General features: G+C 44.6%; 16 protein-coding genes. 8 read left to right on the top strand and 8 right to left on the bottom strand.

Annotation, left to right across the window (positions count from 1 at the left end):
- Positions 1-68: 68 nt before the first annotated feature.
- The 3 genes from tcdA (at position 69) to IJ23_RS04405 (ending at position 2,556) form a co-directional block, all read left to right on the top strand.
- Positions 69-878 (top strand): tRNA cyclic N6-threonylcarbamoyladenosine(37) synthase TcdA, encoded by an 810-nt coding sequence (gene tcdA / locus IJ23_RS04415; RefSeq protein WP_005380241.1) that lies wholly within the window; start codon positions 69-71, stop codon positions 876-878.
- Between the two features lie 19 nt (positions 879-897).
- Positions 898-1,326 (top strand): cysteine desulfurase sulfur acceptor subunit CsdE, encoded by a 429-nt coding sequence (gene csdE, locus IJ23_RS04410; protein WP_005380244.1) that lies wholly within the window; start codon positions 898-900, stop codon positions 1,324-1,326.
- A gap of 309 nt (positions 1,327-1,635) precedes the next feature.
- Positions 1,636-2,556, top strand: a complete 921-nt coding sequence (locus IJ23_RS04405; protein WP_033905545.1) for a GGDEF domain-containing protein — start codon at positions 1,636-1,638, stop codon at positions 2,554-2,556.
- A gap of 33 nt (positions 2,557-2,589) precedes the next feature.
- Here the strand turns inward: IJ23_RS04405 and csdA are convergent, their stop codons facing one another.
- The 4 genes from csdA to IJ23_RS04385 form a co-directional block, all read right to left on the bottom strand.
- Complete coding sequence (gene csdA / locus IJ23_RS04400; protein ID WP_033905544.1) at positions 2,590-3,801, bottom strand: cysteine desulfurase CsdA; 1,212 nt, start codon at positions 3,799-3,801, stop codon at positions 2,590-2,592.
- On the bottom strand, positions 3,801-4,400 hold the full coding sequence (locus IJ23_RS04395; protein ID WP_033905543.1) for a DJ-1 family glyoxalase III: 600 nt from the start codon (positions 4,398-4,400) through the stop codon (positions 3,801-3,803). Before IJ23_RS04395 ends, csdA begins: the two co-directional genes overlap by 1 nt.
- Positions 4,397-5,287: a 2-dehydropantoate 2-reductase gene (panE, locus tag IJ23_RS04390; RefSeq protein ID WP_033905542.1), complete on the bottom strand. Its 891-nt coding sequence runs from the start codon at positions 5,285-5,287 to the stop codon at positions 4,397-4,399. The genes IJ23_RS04395 and panE overlap by 4 nt, the downstream gene beginning before the upstream one ends.
- 108 nt (positions 5,288-5,395) lie before the next feature.
- Entirely contained in the window at positions 5,396-6,211 is an 816-nt protein-coding gene (locus tag IJ23_RS04385; RefSeq protein WP_033905541.1) for a nucleoside-specific channel-forming Tsx family protein, read from the bottom strand.
- A 323-nt stretch (positions 6,212-6,534) separates the two neighbouring features.
- Between IJ23_RS04385 and IJ23_RS04380 the strand changes: the two genes are divergently transcribed.
- Genes IJ23_RS04380 through IJ23_RS04365 form a run of 4 tightly spaced genes read left to right on the top strand, consistent with a single transcriptional unit; the run spans position 6,535 to position 9,771 of the window.
- The gene (locus IJ23_RS04380) at positions 6,535-7,131 is read left to right on the top strand and encodes an LON peptidase substrate-binding domain-containing protein (RefSeq protein WP_033905540.1); all 597 of its coding nucleotides are present in this window, start codon (positions 6,535-6,537) and stop codon (positions 7,129-7,131) included.
- On the top strand, positions 7,128-8,486 hold the full coding sequence (locus tag IJ23_RS04375) for a DUF4397 domain-containing protein (protein WP_033905539.1): 1,359 nt from the start codon (positions 7,128-7,130) through the stop codon (positions 8,484-8,486). The genes IJ23_RS04380 and IJ23_RS04375 overlap by 4 nt, the downstream gene beginning before the upstream one ends.
- Before the next feature lie 44 nt (positions 8,487-8,530).
- Positions 8,531-9,115: an RNA polymerase sigma factor gene (locus IJ23_RS04370; RefSeq protein ID WP_005380255.1), complete on the top strand. Its 585-nt coding sequence runs from the start codon at positions 8,531-8,533 to the stop codon at positions 9,113-9,115.
- Entirely contained in the window at positions 9,112-9,771 is a 660-nt protein-coding gene (locus IJ23_RS04365; RefSeq protein ID WP_033905538.1) for a ChrR family anti-sigma-E factor, read from the top strand. The genes IJ23_RS04370 and IJ23_RS04365 overlap by 4 nt, the downstream gene beginning before the upstream one ends.
- A 63-nt stretch (positions 9,772-9,834) precedes the next feature.
- Here the strand turns inward: IJ23_RS04365 and IJ23_RS04360 are convergent, their stop codons facing one another.
- The 4 genes from IJ23_RS04360 to IJ23_RS04345 form a co-directional block, all read right to left on the bottom strand.
- Entirely contained in the window at positions 9,835-11,187 is a 1,353-nt protein-coding gene (locus IJ23_RS04360; protein ID WP_005380257.1) for an AmpG family muropeptide MFS transporter, read from the bottom strand.
- A 71-nt stretch (positions 11,188-11,258) separates the two neighbouring features.
- Positions 11,259-11,804 carry a peptidylprolyl isomerase gene (locus tag IJ23_RS04355; RefSeq protein WP_017636023.1) on the bottom strand — a complete coding sequence of 182 codons (546 nt, stop codon included), beginning with the start codon at positions 11,802-11,804 and terminating at the stop codon, positions 11,259-11,261.
- On the bottom strand, positions 11,804-12,373 hold the full coding sequence (locus IJ23_RS04350) for a YajG family lipoprotein (RefSeq protein ID WP_005380259.1): 570 nt from the start codon (positions 12,371-12,373) through the stop codon (positions 11,804-11,806). Before IJ23_RS04350 ends, IJ23_RS04355 begins: the two co-directional genes overlap by 1 nt.
- 32 nt (positions 12,374-12,405) lie before the next feature.
- Positions 12,406-13,560 (bottom strand): methyltransferase, encoded by a 1,155-nt coding sequence (locus tag IJ23_RS04345; RefSeq protein WP_033905535.1) that lies wholly within the window; start codon positions 13,558-13,560, stop codon positions 12,406-12,408.
- 243 nt (positions 13,561-13,803) lie between these two features.
- On the opposite strand from IJ23_RS04345, the gene bolA reads away from it, so the two are divergent.
- Positions 13,804-14,112 (top strand): transcriptional regulator BolA, encoded by a 309-nt coding sequence (gene bolA, locus IJ23_RS04340; protein ID WP_005380262.1) that lies wholly within the window; start codon positions 13,804-13,806, stop codon positions 14,110-14,112.
- The last annotated feature ends 69 nt before the right edge of the window (positions 14,113-14,181 follow it).

The raw sequence follows: 14,181 nt of genomic DNA, 5'->3' as shown, positions 1-14,181 counted from the left end.
AGACATTTCATCAAAGAGTGCGTATAAATCGCACTCTTTGTTTTTCTATCGATCATCTGGACTTCAATATGCGTGAACTCGATACCCCAGCATCTGACAGCTACAATCAACGCTTTGGCGGCACTCGTCGTCTTTATGGCAACAGCGAAGTAGACATTCTTCGCGCTGCACACGTTTGTGTGATTGGTATTGGTGGCGTAGGTTCATGGGCGGTGGAAGCGCTGGCTCGTACGGGGATCGGTGAGTTGACTCTGATTGATATGGACGATGTTTGTGTCACGAATATTAACCGCCAAATTCATGCGATGACGGGCACCGTTGGCCAAAGCAAAATTGAAGTTATGGCCGAGCGTGTCAAATTGATCAACCCAGAGTGTAAAGTCAATCTGATTGATGATTTCATCACGCCAGACAATCAACATGAGTACTTAAGCAAAGAGTTTGATTACGTGCTAGATGCGATTGACAGCGTAAAAGCGAAGGCGTCTTTGTTGGCGTATTGCCGCAGCAACAAGATCAAAGTGATCACTACGGGGGGCGCTGGTGGTCAGGTTGACCCAACGCAGATCATGGTCGCTGATTTAACGAAAACGATCCAAGATCCTCTAGCGAAGAAAATCAAAGACACCTTGCGTCGTCATCATAACTTCCCTAAGAATCCGGCTCGTAAGTTTGGTATTGATTGCGTGTTTTCAACCGAGCAGCTGAAGTACCCTCAAGCAGACGGTTCAGTGTGTGGTGTGAAGTCGACAGCGGAAGGCCCAAAACGTATGGATTGTGCTAGCGGTTTTGGTGCGGCGACTGTGGTAACTGCAACGTTTGGCTTTGTCGCGGTATCGCGAATCGTTGAGAAGTTGATTTCAAAATATAAGAAGTAAACTAGAAGAAGAGCGCATCATGACAGATTTTCCCGTTTCTCCATTTGGTACAGATATCACCAGCGAAGACATTGTAGCGACTATGCAGCAATTTCAAGGCTGGGAAGATCGCTACCGTCAGGTTATTCAGTGGGGTAAAAAGCTGCCACAAATGCCAGAAGAGCTGAAATCAGAACAAGTTACCGTTTCGGGTTGTGAAAGCTTGGTGTGGTTAGTGAGCAAAGAGCAAGATGGCGTTTGGCATTTTTGTGCGGACTCCGATGCGCGTATCGTCCGTGGGTTGATTGCCTTGGTGATGGCAGCTTATGACGGTAAAACGGCCGATCAAATTCAAGCATTTGATATTGATGCTTATTTTGATCAGCTGGGGCTTGTCTCCCATTTAAGCCCGTCACGTGGTAATGGCTTGAAAGCTATTGTAGAGCAGATTAAGCAAATCGCCGTGTAACGAGTCATTTTCCCAACTCTTAAAAAACGCCGAATAGCCTAACTGTTTGGCGTTTTTTGTATCTGAGTTGAGATATTTTTTGCATATGGATAAAAAGTATGCAAATGGTCGACTATTTTAGCGTTAATTAACCATTCTATTGATCCTGGTTCATTATATTGCCCACTTGGTTTTTATAAACTCAATTGTATTTAAAATTTGTCTATATTAGATAATAGACATATGCCCCATTCGCTCCTATTCCCCAATGTGGAAACACACTTGGAAGCGATTGGGTTACTTAGATACAAATGCTAGGAACCTCCCTATATGCAATTCACCTTGGAACATGCGCAAGACGTGTTATCCGGAATGCCAGACCCCACTTTTATTCTGAGTGAAGATGGTATCTATATTGATGTTTTTGGAGGAACAGATAAAAAAGCCTATCACGATGGAAGTAATTTGATAGGTGAGACGCTGCACAGCGTACTCGAGAAAGATAAAGCTGACTGGTTTATCGAACAGATAAATCGGTCACTGAAACAAGACAGTATTGTGACGATCGAGTACAAGATGTGCGCCGACAGCATTCAGGGAATAGATGCTAACAGTGGGCCAAGAGGCGACCTATACTACGAAGGCAAGATCTGCCCACTCGCTATAAAATACCGGGGTCGTCGCGTTGTCCTTATTCTTACACGCAACATCTCCAATCGCCACCGAGTTGAAACCCTTCTTCGCCATCAAAGCCAAATAGATGCTCTCACCAATATCTACAACCGACGTGTTTTTTTCGAAAAGCTCACAGAAGAGGTCATTAAAGCTCAAGAGCCGAACTATCACTCCGCGTTGTTATTGTTTGATTTGGACTTTTTTAAAGTCATTAATGATAAACGTGGTCATGATGCGGGAGACCATGTCTTAGAAACGTTAGCTGATTTGGTTTCTCACTTACTCGTCAAAGATGAAATTTTCGCAAGAGTCGGAGGGGAGGAGTTTGCGATTATTTTGCCAGAAACTTCTCTGTCGGCGGCGAAAGAGGTAGGAGAGGAAGTACGTTCCCACATTCAAAATTGTCAGTTCGAATTTGAAAAGATTGAAATTCCGGTCACGGTGAGTGTAGGCGTGGTGGAAATAGGCAGAAATGAAACCACCAAACGTTTGTATGCGCATGCAGATAAAGCGCTTTATGCTGCGAAAAGAAATGGCAGAAATTGCGTGGCGACTCTGGATAGGCAGATGGAGTAACCTTGTTGGTTACTCCAAATCAAACCGTTGGCGTTATAGCATGTCGACGGCTTTTTCAACGGCGGCGATGAGTCTTTCCACATCGCTCGTCGTGTTATAAATACCAAAAGAGACGCGTACCGTGCCTTTCACATTTAGCGCATCCATCAATGGGTGAGCGCAGTGGTGTCCTGCTCGTACCGCAATGCCTTGTTGATCGAGCAGCGTCGCAATATCTTGGTGATGAACGCCGTCCATTACGAAGGTCAGTACAGAGGCATTCGGTTGATAGCCTAGAATATGGATGTCATCCAAAGCGCTTAGTGCTAGGTAGGCCTTATCCTGAAGCGCATGGAGATGAGTCTCTACTTCGTGATGGTCAAAACCTTGGTACCACTCAATGGCTTTCGCTAGAGCAATCGCGCCCGCAACGTTTGGTGTGCCCGCTTCAAATTTTCCAGGAAGTGCAGAAAACGTCGTTTTTTCGAAAGAAACGCGTTCAACCATTTTACCGCCGCCGTGCCATGGTGGCATGGCTTCCAAAAGTTCAAGCTTGCCGTATAAAACCCCAATGCCTGCTGGTGCATAAAGTTTGTGACCTGAGAAAACGTAGAAATCGATATCTGATGCCGATAAATCAAGTTGCTCATGTACGATGCCTTGCGCGCCATCAACTACAATAACCGCGCCAACGTTGTGCGCCAGTTCAGTGATTTTTTCGATAGGTTGGCGTGTGCCTGTTACGTTGGTTATTTGTCCGCAAGTAACAATTTTACAGCGGTCAGACAGAAGCGCCTCAAATGCACTGATGTCGAACTGACAATCTGATGTCATCGGAACTTTAATGACTTTAGCCCCCGTTTGCTCTGCCACGATTTGCCAGGGCACGATGTTGGCGTGGTGCTCCATCTCGCTAATTAAGATCTCATCACCTGGTTGTAACGTGCTACGGGCGTAGGTTTGAGCAATTAAGTTCAGTGCTTCGGTTGCGCCCCGTGTCCAAATGATTTCCTTAGAGCTGTTTGCACCAATAAAGCTTGCCACTCGTTCTCGTGCCGCTTCAAATTGGCTGGTAGCATTAGCCGTTAAACTATGACTGCCACGGTGAACATTGGCATTTTGCGCACTGTAGTAATGACTGATGACATCAATCACACATTGCGGTTTTTGCGTTGTCGCTGCGCTATCTAGATACACTAAGGGCGTATCGTTGACGGATTGATTTAGAGCGGGAAATTGCTCACGTACAGCATTTACGTCAAACATTATTCTTCACCAAGCTTGTGGTAGTGCAGAGTAGGCAGAGGGAGCATTGGTTCAGCAACTGACCATGCGTGTTTTTTACCTGAGAGTTGAATGATTACTTCCATCGCGAACTCTAAAGCTGTACCCGGACCTTGACTAGTGATCAGGTTGTGGTTGATATCAAAGGTCACGCGTTTGCTGCGCCACTTCTCTTCCGGGATATGTGACTGAAAGCTCGGGTGACAGGTCATCAGTGATTGTGGGAAAAGATCATGGTGTTGCAATACCAACGCCGGTGATGCGCAGATAGCAGCAACCAATTTTCCCTCGTAGATGTGCTGCTTAAGGATTTCTATCATCACCGTACTATCACGGAAAATTTCTGCACCACCAACACCACCAGACAGTGCTATGGCATCAAACTCATCATCAGCGATATCGACTAGCTTACAATCTGCCGTTAATGTGACTCCGCGAGAAGCTTTCATCGTCAATGAGCCATCAAAAGCAGCACTCGCTACTGTAACGTCATAACCCGCGCGAACCATCATGTCGATAACGGTGACGGCTTCCATTTCTTCGGTGCCTGGAGCTATTGGCACTAAGATTTTCTTACTCATTGTTCTGTCCAGCTTTGTTCTATTTGTTTGATGCGTTGGTAAAGTTTTAAATTCTCAGGCGTATTGATGCGATGTTTCTCGGCAGCCTTTAAAAAGTATCCGGTTATAAAATCAATTTCCGTTCGACGCTGATGGAATACGTCTTGTCTCATTGAAGAATAGTTCTCAGCTGTGGCGTTCACCACTTGCATTACCGTATCGAAAAGAGAGCGAAACTCGATAGCAATACCTTCTTTACTCATTACTTCAACCAGTTCTTGAGTGATGCTTTCGAGTTGTATCTTAAACTCGGGCTGCGCAAGCTCACCATTCTTACACTGCTGAATCGCAGTCAGTGGGTTAATCGCGCAGTTAATTGCTAACTTAGTCCATAACGCAGATTGGATGTGTGGATTCCAAATGACCTCTGGAAGAGCATGAAGCATAACATCTTGCAGAAAAGCGCACTGCATTCCTTTGTCATTATAACCACCCACTTGCGTTGTTCCGTGACCGGTATGCAGTACGTGTTGGTTATCTGGTTTGTATGCGCCGTGCGTCGTTGTTGCGAGCACTATCGGATTGTTTTGCACAACCTTCTCCACGCCAGAGGCAGTACCCATACCATTGTGCATCAGCATGATAATCGTGTCTGTATTGATATGAGGGAGCAAAGGCTGAATGGCGTCTTCCACTTGCCAAGCTTTTACCGTGATCAAAATGAGATCCGCTTGATTTACGGAGGAAATATCTTGATTACTGAATACGATTGCGGGTGTGTCATCCAACTGAAGTGATTGTTGTCTCTCTGAACTTCTTCCCCACAATGAAACATTGTGCCCGGCAAGCTGAAATTTTGTTGCCCAGAGTGAGCCCACCGCACCTGGACCGAGGATAAGGATATTCACCAAACGCTCTCATTAAAAAGGTTTGCTGCAAGGATAATGAGGGAAAAAAGGAAAGCAAATAAAAATGGCGCCGAAAGGCGCCATTTTTGATGAAACTTAGTGGTTCAATTAGAACTTGTAAGTTACAGCTACGTAGTGACCTACGCCTGAAGACTCAGATTTTGTCGAAGAATCCCATGGTAGACCAGTACCATCTTCGAAACCATATACGTCATGGTATAGCTTCAGACCGTAACCTACCGCGAAGCGGTCAGAGTGCCAGTAGATACCGTTGAACATAGCACCGCCATTACTAACTTGAGAATACTCGTCTTTCATACCAAATTGGTAATCGATGTAACCTTGGTAAGAGATGAATGAACCGTTCTCGAAGAAGTAGAATGGTTTGAACCAGTTAGTCGAGATTTGGAAACCGTTCCAATCTTTTTGGTTTGAGTCGTAAGTGCCGTAAAGGTTTAGACCCATTTTACCAAACCAAGGAACCATTACGTCAGAACCAAGACCTACTTTCTGAGTGTTAACACCGCCATTGTTACCGTCCCATTCAAAAAGAGTAGACAAGTAAAGCTCTTGTACTGGACCGAAAGATAAGTCTTTACCAGTAATAGCGTCTAGAGACATACGAGGGGCGAACTTCATAAAGATTTTACCATCTTTATCAGCTTTATCACTGCTGCTGTCGGAAGTTAGGTTGAATACGTCAACGTAGCCGTAAAGGTCGAAAATACCAGAGCGACCGCCAAATTCCATTTCTAGGTAATCGTGAGTTGATTCGTAAGGACCTTTCTCATTTATTGCGCCCATGATGTTGAACTGCATCCACTTGTAATCGTTCTTGTGGATATCGCCATCTGAGTAGTCAGCAGCCATAACTGGAGCTGAAGTAGCCGCTAGAAGGCTAAGAGCTAAAAGTGATTTACGCATAAGGGGACTCTCTATGTTTGTAATGATTCAGAACACGCAATCTGTGCTGCGCTTTCCAATTGGCGGGAATAATAGCGATAAAAATCCCAAATGAAAGTGATAAAGGGTGCAAAATTGAACGTTTTTGGTGAGTTATGTCACGAAATTATCTTTATTTACGGAACTTTTTGTTTGTTGCATTTGATTGCAATAAATATGTGATTTGGATCGTTTGCGTAAGCGATTTTATGACTTTTTAAGCCAGTCGATTAACCAACATAAATCGTTAGTGATCGGAGTGATAAGGGATTCGTATGTATCCGTGAATCAAAGAGGACGTTTGAATGAAAGAAGTCATGTTATTCCCACTCACTTCAGTTGTACTCCCTGAAGGTAAAATGAATCTGCGCATTTTTGAGCCACGATATAAGCGAATGGTAAAGGAATGCAGCCTACAAAATGTGGGCTTTGGAGTTTGCCTAGTAGGAAGTGAAGGTGACCCTAAAGACGTGGGTAACGTTTCATCTATCGGAACTTTGGTCAGGATCGTTGATTTTGAAACACTCAGTGATGGCCTTCTTGGTATTACAGTTGCTGGTGAGCAACGCTTTGTTGTCAAACGCGTCCGTGCAGATGCGGATGGCTTACGTCATGCAGAGGTTGAATGGTTAGACAATTGGCAACATCTAGACAACTCACCAGATTTCTTCTTTTTAAGCCAGCAGTTATCCCATGTTTATGAAGAGTTTCCTCAACTTGGAAGCCTCTACCAGCATCGTTTTTACGATGACTCTGCTTGGGTTACTCAGCGTTGGCTTGAGTTACTACCCCTAGACTGCAATCTGTTCGAACAGCTAGTCGGCGCAGAGGACTGTATTTCTGCGTTGCAATTTCTGACAGAAGCCATAGAAGCCCCGACTAACAAAGAGGCAAGGATATGAAAGGATTTAATAAAGCTGCGCTAACTATTGTTGCGACATTAGGACTGGCGGCGTGTGGCTCCGACAGTGACACTATCGAGTATTCCAATTTACAGGCAGTGCACGCGTCTTCTGATGCGCCGCTTGCAAATGTGTGGATCAACGATAAACCATCATTAACGAATGTTGATTATGGTGTGGGATCTGGCTACGTTAAATTGCGAGAGGGGATGAATTCGATTCAGGTCGATGTTCAGCTCCCAGGTAATGAAACCGCGACCGTAATACCTAAAACAGAACTAGATCTTGATTCCGACCTCAATTATAACGTGTTCGTTGTTGGCGATGCCGATGGTTCGCCAAACCCAGTTGAGCCTTTAGTTGTGACTCGCAGCGCCGATTCAATGGCTGATGCCAATAGTCTAGATGTTCAAGTTGTTCATGCAGCTTCAGGCGTTCCTGCTGTTGATCTTTATGTCACTGAGCCAGGTGTTGCTCTTGCTAGCGCGACTCCAATAACTAACCTTGCTTACAAAGCTTCTACCGACGTATTGAACATCCCAGCTGGTGAGTATCAAGTTCGACTTGCCGTAGGAGACAGCGTTGCTTTTGACTCCGGCACAGTACCTCTTGCGGCTAACTCCAACTTGACGATTGCCGCTATCGGCACAGGAGATTCGAATAGCACGTCACCTGTCAAACTCTTGGTGTTGGACGGTTCGGGCTCTTCTATAATTGAAGATATGGGCAGCCAAGCTGAAGTAAGAGTCGGACACCTTGTCGATGGAGCGCCAGTCGTCGATGTTAACGTTAACGGGGCGGCCTTCGCTCCTCTTGCCGACTTAGCGTTCAAAGAGATTCGTGGTTATTTGGATCTTGCTGCTGGGGATTACGATATTGATGTTTACGTGGATGGCACAACAACCAATCCGATCATAGATGTTGACGGGTTAATGGTTGCAGGTGGAATGGATTACAGTGTTTATGCAGTCGGTGTTGTTAGCCCAGCGATTGATATCGAAGCTCTGGTTGTTGAAGATATGAGACGCGCTGTGACGACTAGCGCGACATTGAATGTGACACACGCGGCGGCTAATCCTATAGCGGAAATGGTGGATATTTACCTCACTACGAGTGCAGGAATAGATGGAAGTGATCCAACTATTGCTAATTTTGCGTATAAAAATAGTGTACAAGGATTATATGTCGCTGAAGGTACATATTATGTAACGGTAACAGTGGCTGGTAACCCAAGTATTGTTGCGGTTGACTCAGCACCAGTCAATGTAATGAACGGTGTTGTGTACCAAGTCGTTGCCATTGATGATGGGAACAACGGTGGTTTCAACTTGTTGGTCGATGACGTGACCGATTAGGAAGAATGGGAGGAGGAAACTCCTCCCACAAATTAAGGCCGATTATGATGAGTGATAGCCCGAAAAAACTGGGGCGCAGTGATTGGAACGATTACATGGATAAAGTGAAGGCTCGAGACAAAGACGCGTTCGCTTTTGTATTCCGTTTTTACGCACCCAAGCTGAAGCAATTCGCTTACAAACATGTTGGTAATGAGCAAGTTGCTATGGAGATGGTGCAAGAGACCATGGCGACAGTTTGGCAGAAAGCGCACCTCTATGATGGTGAAAAGAGCGCGTTATCGACTTGGATATATACCATAATCCGAAACCTTTGTTTTGATTTGCTGAGAAAACAGAAAGGTAAGGAATTACACATTCATTCTGATGACATTTGGCCGTCAGAGTATTATCCACCTGATCTTGTTGATCACTATTCACCAGAGCAAGATATGTTGAAAGAACAGGTGGTTAAGTTTTTAGATATATTACCGAAAAACCAGAGAGATGTTTTACAAGCGGTATATCTTGAAGAGCTACCTCATCAACAGGTCGCGGAATTATTTGATATACCCCTCGGTACTGTAAAATCCAGGCTGAGGCTTGCAGTAGAAAAGCTAAGGCATTCAATGCATACGGAGCAACTATGAACAAACACCCAGATAACAGCTTGTTAGAAGCATACGCTTCGGGAAGCATTGATGCAGTTTCTGGTCTTGTGGTCGCAACCCATTTAGAAACATGCACCAAGTGCCGAGCTTATGTGAACCAAGTCGAAGCAAGTCAAGCGAACATCGTAAGTGACATACCTTCTGAGTATGTTTCTGAATTTGACGACATGTTTAATGACATCATCAATGCGGAGCCAGCGACTGATAATATCGTGATCCGCGACCCTGCTGCTGTTAATGTGGCAGGAAAAAGTTTCGCTCTTCCTAAAACTCTAGCGCGTTTCTCTGACCTCGTAGGGTCATGGAGAAGTTACGGAGGCAAGGTTTTCAGTGCTCAGATTGACCTAGGGGAAGACGCTCGTGTCAGCTTAATGTACATCGGGGAAGATGTGCAAATTCCTCAACATACGCACAAAGGCCTGGAGTCTACATTGATCCTACATGGCGGATTTAGTGACGAGGATGGCCAATATGAAGAAGGCGATTTGATGATTAGAGACGCATCAGTGAAGCATAGCCCTTACACTAAGGCCGGAGAAGACTGCTTGTGTTTAACCGTATTGACTGAGCCGATGATCTTTACTCAAGGCGTGGCACGTATATTTAATATGTTTGGTAAAGGGTTATACCCATAGACCTCTTATCTTATATATCGCAAAACAAAAACCACCGAATTCGGTGGTTTTTTATATGCTTCGTTAATGCTTGTGACGTGCTTTTTCCAATAGAGCATCAAAGTAATGTCGTAGCGAGTACAACATAATCAAGCTTGGCACGACCATGACAGCGGTAAGCACGAAGAATGTGCTCCAATCATTAAGATAATCCACTAGCTCGCCACTGAAAGAAGCAAGAGTCGTCCGTCCGAAGTTTCCTAGAGAGGCAAGCAACGCATACTGAGTTGCCGAAAATGCTTGCCCGGTTAGAATCGTCAAAAATGAAACAAAAGCGACAGTTGAGAAAGCAGTCGTAAAGTTATCGACAATAATCGTGGCTAAGTACAAGTGCTCGTTTGGGCCTACCGAAGCAATCCATGCAAACATCAAGTTACTGGCAGACATAGCAATACCGCCGATCATTAATCCACGTACAATACCAAACCTAACGTTGAACATGCTTCCGACAAAAGTAAAGAAGATGGTGGCTCCCCAACCAATCAGTTTGGAGTAATAGCCAATTTGTTCATTGCTAAAACCAATATCTTTATAGAACGCGATCGACATCCTGCCCAAAAACGCTTCGCCAATTTTAAATAGGAAAACGAACAGCAACAGAGTAATCGCGACACGGACGCCATTGCGATTAAAGAAATCAAGGAAAGGTTCTACAACAGTCACGGTAAACCAAGCTACGACTTTTGAACCAACCACTTCTTTGTGGCGTTGTTCAGCGGCAGACTGAAGTTGTTCGCGTTGAGTCTTCGGTTCACCGACTAAAATCGTAAAGACCATTAGAATGCCGACTATCACCGCCATCCCGTAGTACACACCATTCCAACCGACACTGTCAGCATTAACAAACGCTAAATAACCCGGTAGTGAATAACCTGTCCACCAGCCAATGACCGCCATTGCAGAAGCTTGAGGCAGTTTAGACTCTTCTGACTTTGGGAAAGTATCAATACGAAAAGCATCAATTGCGATGTCTTGTGTCGCTGAAGCCGTTGCAATGCACAAGGCGAGTAGTGACGCAAACACCAAGTTTTCCGCTGGATTAACGCCGGCAATAAATAGGGTAGCGACGAGTACGATACTTTGGCAAAAGAAAATCCAGCTACGTCTTTGCCCCAGCAGTCTAAAGAGGACTGGCAGCTTCACGCGGTCAACCAGAGGTGCCCACAGAAAGTTGATCGCATAGACCGCAAAAACGCTACCAAAATAGCCAATTGCGGAGAGGGTCAAGCCGGCATCTTTTAGCCAACCTGACATGTTTGAACCGATAAGAACCCACGGAAAGCCGCTAGAGCAGCCCAGCATGAAAACCCACATGAGTCGTTTATCGAGGTAACTTTTTACCGTTTCCAACCAAGTGATGGAAGGTAATGAAGACATAAATCAATCCAATAAAATGAAGCCGTTGAAAGAGAAAGCCCTTCGATTATTCAAAGGGCTTATCGTTTTGGCTATTTAAGTAGTGTAGCTTTGGTGATGACGATTTGCGTCTCTGGTACATCACGCATTCGGCCTACTGTCGTGGTCGGCTGCTGAGCCATTTTCTGGATAACGTCGAACCCCTCAGTAACCTCACCAAATACAGCATAACCTGGTGGTCGAGCGCCATAGTTGAGAAAGTCATTGTCGACTAAGTTGACGAAAAACTGACGAGTTGCAGAGTTTGGTGCATTAGTTCGTGCCATGGCGATGGTAGTACGGTCATTGTTTAGACCATTATTTCCTTCGTTTTTGATTGGCGCGTATGTTTTCACCATCTGCATATCTTGGTTAAAGCCGCCACCTTGTGCCATGAAGCCTGGGATAATACGATGAAAAATAGTACCTTCGTAGCTCCCATCTTCTACATATTTCAGAAAATTAGCGACAGTGATAGGTGCTTTCTCTTCGTTTAACTCAACCGTAAATGAGCCAAGTGTCGTTTCAAACGCTACTTTTGGTCCAGCCCAAACGCTGCAGCTGAGTAATGCTAAAGACAGAATCGCTTTGCGTAACATTAGAAACGCTCCTGCATGTATTGACGAAGCTCAGGGTCATTGGCAATCTCTTTAAGCGTCAATGTCACCACATCATTCAATGTCTCTTCAATATCGGCATCAGAAGCACTCAATGTGCCAGATCGCTTTGCTGTACCTGTATAAGTTTTGACTAGCTTGCCCTCAGGTGTCTCTGCTGTGATTTCCAGCACAACTTTAGCATCCATCTCATTTTCCATCACCGAATGCTTCACGTTGACCAACGCTTCTTGAACGCTCAATTCAATCGCGTTGTTGCTGTTTAGATCCGCATGGAAACCTTGAGATGAGAATTGCTTCTCTAATGCTTCTTCTAACGCAATACGTAAATTCTGTTTAGCATGAAGAGGAAGAATGTTCGAACGGCCGTTATCCACCAACGCCACGTACTGCGCTGCACGTACATCTTTGCTGGTCAAACTGTAAGTCTTGCCTTGAACAATTGGATTGGTGCTCAATGTGCTTTCTGGCATCAGGTTCAGCTGAGGTTGTTGAGGGGCTGAACACGCAGCAAGCAACGCAACCGAAGCCGCAAGTACCAATTTTCTCATTTTATTATTCCTTTTAACTATTTTGCTAAAGCTTATTTTGCGCTTAATTTAGCAGGATTTTTTGTAGCCTGTAAAATCACAAACTTATTGTTGGAAGCGATAAGTTTCACATTTTTATCGCCAAACAGACGTTTGAGTTTTGCGTCGTACCCGAGGTGACGATTTCCGATAACCAGTAAACGGCCATTTTCACTTAATACTTGTTTAGCATCGCAGAACATTTGCCAAGCAATATGATCGGTGATTGCCTGTTGTTGATGAAACGGTGGATTACACATAACCATAGAGCTGCTGCTGTGTTTAAAACCGTCCAAGCAATTGTTTGCTATGCACTGTATGTCTCTATTTTCACCAAGGTTGTCGAGTAGGTTCTGTTTTGCCGACTCAAGCGCCATAAAGCTTTCATCAACACATGTTAGCCGAGCATTTGGATTCAACTGACCAAATTTAACAGACAAAACACCATTGCCGCAGCCGAGGTCGATGACATTGTCTATCGAAGGGTCTTGAGGCAGGTGCTGCAGCATAAAGCGTGCACCTAAATCTAAACTTTCTCCTGAATAGACATTTGGCATGTTCTTGAGTTCGATATCTTCGCCATCAACGCGCCAAGTCGTGAAAGGCATTACTTCAATCGGAGGCTCAACTGTTGCTTGAGAAAACACCAATCTGTGCTTTTTCCAGGCCAAAGATGTTTTTGTTTCGCCTAAGTATTTTTCAAACAGTTTTAGCGTCGAAGTATGAATGTCTTTCGCTTTATTGACTGCAATGACGGGGCAGGAAGCCGGTAGCGCCTTTCTTAATTGGCTTAGTATCCACACTAGATGGCGGTTACTTTTGGGCAGTTGCAGCAAGACGAGATCAATATTGGCAGGAACGAGGTCCATCGTGGTGGCAAGCGCTACTTTATTGCACTGGTTTTGCTCGAGATTTTGCTGTGCACCTTTATGTGAGATGAATGAATCACTCATTAGCGTTACATGGTGCTTTTCCGAAAACCAGCAGGAGAGGGCACCAAAGCTGTCATTAATCACGAGGATGTTTTGATTGTCTGGCAAAGCAAGCTCTTCAACATGATTAATAAGATACTCATCACCGGCATCCCACGCTTGTAGCGTTTCGTTACTACGTTTTGGGAAACGATGAAGTGTTAAGCTTCGCTCGTGAAGGTTCAGTTCGGTTTTCATAGCTAAATGTAAGTTGATTTAGAAATTAAGTGTTATTGTCGCAAATGATGACGTGTCGAGATACAAAAAGCTGTCAAATTTTACGAGTTCAGTGATGGCTGCTCTCTAGGCATGCTCATGGAGTCGAGCGCCTTGAGACAATATGTCTACAAAGTGCGTCAATAATGAGAGTGACGTTTGAGTGATGCATGTCTGCTTTACTTAGGTATATACTTATGGAATTCGCATCAATGAGGAACGAATATGATCCAAGAAATCATAGAGAAGAAACTACACAGTGAGCTGCAACCCAGCTATCTCAAAGTCATTAATGAGAGCTACATGCATAATGTGCCACCAGGCTCAGAGAGTCATTTCAAAGTGATTGTTGTGAGTGATTCGTTCGCGGGACAGCGTTTGATTGGGCGCCATCGTCAAGTTCATCAAATTTTGGCAGATGAACTGGACAACCACATTCATGCATTAGCTATTCATACATATACTGATGAAGAGTGGAAGCGTGAACAAGATGGCGCCCCTGATAGCCCGATGTGTATGGGTGGTGGTCACTAAAAACGCAAGATATAAAGGTGCAGAGAAAGGTGGCTTAAGGCCATCTTTTTTCGTTTTACATTCTTTAGG

It is taken from the genome of Vibrio sp. OY15 (assembly GCF_000742455.1).
GTDB classification, from domain to species: domain Bacteria; phylum Pseudomonadota; class Gammaproteobacteria; order Enterobacterales; family Vibrionaceae; genus Vibrio; species Vibrio alginolyticus.
Note: the sequence above shows the minus strand (reverse complement) of the source record. Positions and strands in the feature narration are given on the sequence as shown.